This window comes from Bradyrhizobium sp. Leo170 (genome assembly GCF_004296405.1).
Taxonomy (GTDB): Bacteria; Pseudomonadota; Alphaproteobacteria; order Rhizobiales; family Xanthobacteraceae; genus Bradyrhizobium.
This window is the reverse complement of sequence record NZ_PSRR01000430.1, coordinates 1-6,238: the sequence shown is the minus strand read 5'-3', so window position 1 is coordinate 6,238 and position 6,238 is coordinate 1. Positions and strand designations below refer to the sequence as shown.

7 protein-coding genes are annotated in these 6,238 nt (G+C 63.9%); all 7 read left to right on the top strand.

The genetic code is table 11. The annotated features are described in order from the left end of the window. Window positions 1-213 precede the first annotated feature (213 nt). Complete coding sequence (gene trbB / locus CWO89_RS39480) at window positions 214-1,182, top strand: P-type conjugative transfer ATPase TrbB (protein ID WP_130230068.1); 969 nt, start codon at window positions 214-216, stop codon at window positions 1,180-1,182. A gap of 28 nt (window positions 1,183-1,210) precedes the next feature. Beyond that, window positions 1,211-1,552 (top strand): TrbC/VirB2 family protein, encoded by a 342-nt coding sequence (locus CWO89_RS39475; RefSeq protein ID WP_455998270.1) that lies wholly within the window; start codon window positions 1,211-1,213, stop codon window positions 1,550-1,552. After that, window positions 1,545-1,844: a conjugal transfer protein TrbD gene (locus CWO89_RS39470; protein ID WP_027584282.1), complete on the top strand. Its 300-nt coding sequence runs from the start codon at window positions 1,545-1,547 to the stop codon at window positions 1,842-1,844. Before CWO89_RS39475 ends, CWO89_RS39470 begins: the two co-directional genes overlap by 8 nt. A gap of 9 nt (window positions 1,845-1,853) precedes the next feature. Continuing rightward, a complete protein-coding gene (locus CWO89_RS39465; RefSeq protein ID WP_130583710.1) occupies window positions 1,854-4,307 on the top strand; it encodes a conjugal transfer protein TrbE in 2,454 nt (817 codons plus the stop codon). Next, on the top strand, window positions 4,279-5,076 hold the full coding sequence (trbJ, locus tag CWO89_RS39460; RefSeq protein ID WP_130583709.1) for a P-type conjugative transfer protein TrbJ: 798 nt from the start codon (window positions 4,279-4,281) through the stop codon (window positions 5,074-5,076). Before CWO89_RS39465 ends, trbJ begins: the two co-directional genes overlap by 29 nt. Then, window positions 5,073-5,258, top strand: coding sequence for an entry exclusion protein TrbK (gene trbK / locus CWO89_RS39455; RefSeq protein WP_130583708.1), 186 nt, complete (start codon window positions 5,073-5,075; stop codon window positions 5,256-5,258). Before trbJ ends, trbK begins: the two co-directional genes overlap by 4 nt. A gap of 16 nt (window positions 5,259-5,274) precedes the next feature. Next, a partial coding sequence (gene trbL, locus CWO89_RS39450; protein WP_130583707.1) for a P-type conjugative transfer protein TrbL occupies window positions 5,275-6,238 on the top strand: 964 nt, incomplete at its 3' end.

Sequence of the window (6,238 nt, the reverse complement as noted above, 5' to 3'; positions counted from 1 at the left end):
CGCCCGTCTGCTCCTGAGCACGGGCCCAACCATGTTGTCGTGCACCTTCCCGCAAGTGCTCCCGGGGGGGCGGGCCACGGGGCAAATCCACCATGGTCGAGAGTTCGCGCTTTTGCGTCGACACGCGAGGCGAGAGGAGGCCAGGCCGGTTCCTGCGGTCCGACCTGCGCCGCGTTCAGCGCGTCGCTGCGTGAGCGATGGCGGGCGATTGCCATGACCGAACTTCCTTCGCATCCGCGGCTTGTCCGCAAACTCCAGGACGCGCTTGGCGACCAGATCTGCGCCGCGCTCGATGATCCGGCCGTTGTCGAAGTGATGCTCAATCCAGACGGCCGGCTTTTCATCGAACGGCTCGGCCACGGAATGGCAGCGGCCGGAAACTTGCCTGCCGCGACCGCCGAGATCGTTATCGGCAGTGTCGCGCATGCGCTGCAATCGGAGGCCGACGACGAGCGTCCGATCATTTCAGGCGAACTGCCGATCGGCGGTCATCGCTTCGAAGGTTTGCTGCCGCCCGTCGTCGGCGCCCCCACATTCACAATCCGAAAGCGGGCTTCGCGTCTGTTCGATCTCGAGGATTACGTGACGCAGGGCGTGATGACGGCGGACCAGCTCGCGGTCATCCGCAACGCCATCGGATCGCGCCTCAACATCGTCGTGTCGGGCGGCACGGGCTCGGGTAAGACCACACTCGCCAATGCCGTGATCGCGGCGATAGTCGCGCACGCGCCTGAGCACCGCCTTGTCATTCTCGAAGACACGGCCGAGATCCAGTGCGCCGCCGAGAACGCCGTCTCGCTTCACACGAGCGACACGATCGATATGGCGCGCCTGCTCAAGAGTACGATGCGGTTGCGACCCGATCGCATCATTGTCGGGGAGGTACGCGACGGTGCGGCACTCACGCTGCTCAAGGCCTGGAACACCGGCCATCCCGGCGGCATCACGACTATCCACGCCAATAGCGCAATTTCGGCGCTGCGCCGTCTCGAGCAGCTCACGGCCGAAGTCAGTCAACAGCCCATGCGCGAGGTCATCGGCGAGGCGGTCGATCTGATCGTCTCGATCGAACGAACGGATCGCGGCCGCCAGGTCCGCGACGTGCTCCATGTCGAGAGCTTCTCGGCGGGCCAATATCAAACCCAATCCTACGCCCGGAAGGAGGAGCGCCATGTCGCTTAACCGCATGATGATTGTAGGTGCCGGCAGCATGCTGCTCGCACTCGTGATGTTGGATCCAGTTTTCGCGTCGACCAGCGGCGGCGGCAATCTTCCCTGGGAGAGCCCGCTTCAGCAGATCCAGCAATCGATCACGGGGCCCGTGGCTGGCTTCATTGCCCTTGCGGCCGTTGCGGTTGCCGGCGGCATGTTGATCTTCGGCGGCGAGCTGAACGATTTCGCGCGACGCCTCATGTATGTCGTGCTGGTCGCCGGCATTCTCCTCGGCGCCACGCAGATCGTCGCTCTATTCGGCGCAAGCGGCGCGTCGATCGGCGACGTCGCGCCCACGATGCCCATTGGCAGAAGGGCAGGGGATCTCGGTCATGGCTGAGGTCGGCGCCAATCTTCGACGCAATCGAATCCATCGCGCGCTGTCGCGGCCGAACCTGCTGTTCGGCGCAGACCGCGAGCTCGTGCTGCTAACTGGCCTTGCCGCCGTCATCCTGATCTTCGTCGTGCTCACCTGGTACGCCGCAATCCTCGGCGCGGCGATCTGGATCGTTGTCGTCGCGGCGCTTCGGATGATGGCGAAGGCCGACCCGATGATGCGCCGGGTCTATGCCCGTCACATCTCCTATCGGCCTCACTACCGGGCGACCTCGACGCCCTGGCGTCGATACTGAGGTCCGCTCATGGTCGCGCTGCGCTCCTTCCGTCACTCTGGCCCGTCCTTCGCCGATCTCGTGCCATATGCCGGGCTCGTCGCGAACGGGATCGTGCTGTTGAAGGACGGCTCGCTGATGGCGGGCTGGTATTTTGCCGGGCCGGACTCGGAGAGCTCGACCGACGCTGAGCGCAACGAGGTCTCGCGCCAGATCAACACCATCCTGGCGCGCCTCGGCTCCGGCTGGATGATCCAGGTCGAGGCGGTGCGGGTGCCGACCACGGATTATCCGGCGCGGCAGGACTGCCATTTTCCCGATCCGGTGACGCGCGCGATCGACGACGAACGCCGCAACCACTTCGAGCAGGAGAGGGGACATTTCGAGAGCCGCCACGCGATCATCCTGTCCTGGCGGCCGCCCGAGCGTCGCCGCGCGGGTCTCGCGCGCTACATCTATTCCGATGCCGAGAGCCGATCGGCCTCCTATGCTGATACGGCAATCGAGAGCTTCCGCACCTCGATCCGTGAGGTCGAACAGTATCTCGCCAGCGTTCTGTCCATCCGGCGCATGGAAACGCGCGAGATTGAGGAGCGCGATGGCACGCGCATAGCGCGCTACGATGAACTGTTCCAGTTCATCCGCTTCTGCATCACCGGCGAGAATCACCCGATCCGCCTGCCGGACATCCCGATGTATCTCGACTGGCTGGCTACGGCCGAGCTCCAGCACGGCCTGTCGCCGATGGTCGAGAACCGCTTTCTCGGCGTCGTGGCGATCGACGGCTTTCCAGCCGAGAGCTGGCCGGGAATCCTCAATTCCCTCGATCTGATGCCGCTAACCTACCGCTGGTCGTCGCGCTTCATGTTCCTCGACGACCAGGACGCGCGGCAGAAGCTCGAGCGCACCCGAAAGAAGTGGCAGCAGAAGGTCCGCCCCTTCATCGACCAGCTCTTCCAGACGCAAAGCCGCTCGATCGATCAGGATGCGGCCGCCATGGTGGCTGAGACCGAGGATGCGATCGCGGAAGCCTCTTCGCAACTCGTCGCCTATGGCTATTACACGCCGGTCATCGTGCTGTTCGACGAGAGCAGCGCGCGCCTGCAGGAGAAGGCCGAGGCGGTCCGTCGCCTGATCCAGGCCGAAGGTTTTGGCGCGCGCATCGAAACGCTGAACGCGACGGAAGCCTTCCTCGGCAGCCTGCCGGGCAATTGGTACGCCAACATCCGCGAGCCGCTCATCAACACGCGTAACCTCGCCGACCTGATCCCACTCAATTCGGTGTGGTCGGGCAATCCGACCGCGCCATGCCCGTTCTATCCACCTAGCTCCCCGCCATTGATGCAGGTCGCGTCCGGCTCCACACCCTTCCGGCTGAACCTGCATGCCGACGACGTCGGCCACACGTTGGTGTTCGGGCCGACAGGCTCCGGCAAGTCGACGCTGCTCGCGCTGATCGCAGCGCAGTTTCGCCGTTATGCCGGCGCGCAGATTTTAGCCTTCGACAAGGGCCGCTCAATGATGCAGCTGACGCTGGCCGCCGGCGGCGACCACTACGAGATCGGCGGCGATGAGGTGGACGGCGCGGCCGCGCTCGCGTTTTGTCCGTTGTCAGACTTGTCGACGGACACCGATCGCGCCTGGGCGGCGGAATGGGTCGAGACGCTCGTCGCCGTGCAGGGCGTCGTGATCACGCCCGATCATCGCAACGCCATCTCGCGGCAGGTCGGCCTGATGGCCGAGGCGCGCGGCCGATCGCTGTCGGATTTCGTGTCGGGCGTGCAGATGCGCGAAATCAAGGATGCGTTGCATCACTACACCGTCGACGGTCCGATGGGTCAGCTGCTCGATGCCGAGAGAGATGGCCTGCAACTCGGGTCGTTCCAGACCTTCGAGATCGAGCAGCTGATGAATATGGGCGAGCGCAATCTCGTCCCGGTCCTCACATATCTGTTCCGGCGAATCGAGAAACGGCTGACCGGCGCGCCAAGCCTGATCATTCTCGACGAGGCCTGGCTGATGCTCGGCCATCCCGTCTTCCGCGACAAGATCCGCGAATGGCTAAAGGTGCTGCGCAAGGCCAATTGTGCCGTGCTGCTCGCCACGCAATCGATCTCGGACGCCGAGCGCTCCGGCATCATCGATGTGCCGAAGGAGAGCTGCCCGACGAAGATCTGCCTGCCGAACGGCGCCGCGCGCGAGCCCGGCACGCGCGAATTCTATGAGCGCATCGGCTTCAACGAGCGGCAGATTGAGATCGTCGCGACCGCGGTGCCCAAGCGCGAATACTACGTCGCTTCGCCAGAAGGCCGTCGCCTCTTCAACATGTCGCTCGGCCCTGTCGCGCTCTCCTTCGTCGGCGCGTCCGGCAAGGACGACCTGAAGCGCATCCTGGCGCTGAAGAAGGCCGAGGCCAATTGGCCCGTTCACTGGCTCAAGGAAAGGGGAATCGGCCATGCCGAGTCGCTTCTCGCCGTTTCGTAGGGCGCTTATCGTCGCCATCATCATCGGACCACCCTCCGTGGGTCCGGCATTGGCCGGCGCCGCGGCCGGCGGCTCCACCGAGTTCACACAGATTCTCAACAACGGTGAACTGGTCAGCCTCGTCGGCCAGTCCACGACGCAGATCAACAACCAGATTCAACAGATCTCGCAGCTCGCCCAGCAGATCCAGAACCAGTTGAAGATCTACGAGAACATGCTGCAAAACACGGCGCAGTTGCCCTCGCATGTCTGGGGGCAGGTGGAGAGCGATCTCAAGCAGTTGCAGAACATTGTCAACCAGGGCCAAGGCATGGCGTTCTCGATGGGCAACATCGACGACGTGCTCAAGCAGCGCTTCCAGAGCTACGCGCAGTTCAAGACCAATCTGCCCAACGGTGCGAGCTTCGCGTCGACTTATCAGACCTGGTCGACGACGAACCGCGACACGATCTCGAGCACGCTGCAGGCGGCGGGTCTCACCTCCCAGCAGTTCGCAACCGAGAACTCGACGATGGCGCAACTCCAGACGGCATCCGAGAGCTCCGACGGCCAGATGAAGGCCTTGCAGGTCGGCCATGAGATCGCCGCGCAAGAAGTCGCCCAGATGCAGAAGCTGCGGGGTCTCATTGCGCAGCAGACCACGATGATGGCGACCTGGTTTCAGTCCTTCCAGACGAGCAAGGACCTGTCGCAGGCACGCCGGGAGCAGTTCTTCAACGCGACCGCGCCAGTGACCTCCGGCGGCCAGACCATGGAGCCCCGTTGGTGAGACCGTCCACGATCATCATCGTCGTCATCGCGATCGGCGCCTGCGTTGCAGGGGCTTGGCTGGTCTTCGCGCCGCGCACGCCAGTACCGGGACAAGGGACTGCGTCGCGCGCCAGCGACTTCTTCAAACCTCCGCAGGACTACAAGACCTCCAGCGGCCAGCAGATGAAACCGCGTTGGTAGGATAAGGGGGCAGGGGGTGCGTGGAATTAAACCGGGGCTCGTCCTGATCATTGCGATCGGCATCGTCGTGGCTGCGCATCCTGCATTGGCGCAGCAGGATGGCAGCGTTCTCACGACGCTGGAAAATTCCGTGACGACCGCCGCGAAGAGCTGGCAGACGACCGTCATGCAGGCGGCCAAGTCGTTGTTCTGGATCCTCGCTGGCATCGAGGTCGGCCTTGCCGCGGTCTGGCTCGCCATTCAGACCGCAACCCTCGATGCGTGGTTCGCCGAGATGGTGCGGCGGGTCATGTTCATCGGCTTCTTCGCCTTCGTGCTCGATCAGGGACCGAATTTCGCGAAAGCGGTCGTCGACAGCCTCTATCAGATCGGTGCTGGCGGCGGCTCGGCATCGCCCGCGGATGTGTTCAACGCGGGTCTCAAGGTCGCCTCCGCGATGTCGCATAACGCGCAGTTCGGCCTCTTCCAGGACAATGCGCTGGCGATTGCCTCAGTATTCGCGATGGTGATCGTGGTGATCTCCTTCTCGCTCGTTGCGGCGATCTTCGTGGCGGTGATGGTCGAGATGTATGTCGGTCTGCTCGCCGGCATGATCATGCTCGGCCTCGGTGGCTCGTCCTTCACCAAGGATTTTGCCATCCGCTATCTGGTCTACGCGTTCTCCGTCGGCATGAAGCTCATGGCGCTGGTAATGATCGCCAAGATCGGGTCCGACGCCTTGCTGAACCTCGCCAACCAGACGGGCACCGGCAACGACGCCTTTGTCGGGACGCTGGCGATCGGTGGCATCTCCGTCGTCGTCTTCATCATCTCGATCTACGTGCCGAATATCGTACAAGGCGTCGTGCAGGGCGTCTCCGTCGGCAGCGGCATGGAAGTGGTGAAGCATGCGGGACAGGCGGCGAGCTTCGCGGCTGGCGGCGCCAGCCTCGCCCTGGGAGGCGCGAGGGCAGGGGCAGCCGGGTTCAGCGCCGCGCGTG

Excerpts from the sequence above, each read along its gene's own strand:
- trbB (WP_130230068.1), top strand. The coding sequence starts at position 214 with ATGACCGAACTTCCTTCGCATCCGCGGCTTGTCCGCAAACTCCAGGAC.
- CWO89_RS39470 (WP_027584282.1), top strand. The coding sequence starts at position 1,545 with ATGGCTGAGGTCGGCGCCAATCTTCGACGCAATCGAATCCATCGCGCG.
- CWO89_RS39475 (WP_455998270.1), top strand. The coding sequence starts at position 1,211 with ATGCTGCTCGCACTCGTGATGTTGGATCCAGTTTTCGCGTCGACCAGC.
- trbJ (WP_130583709.1), top strand. The coding sequence starts at position 4,279 with ATGCCGAGTCGCTTCTCGCCGTTTCGTAGGGCGCTTATCGTCGCCATC.
- CWO89_RS39465 (WP_130583710.1), top strand. The coding sequence starts at position 1,854 with ATGGTCGCGCTGCGCTCCTTCCGTCACTCTGGCCCGTCCTTCGCCGAT.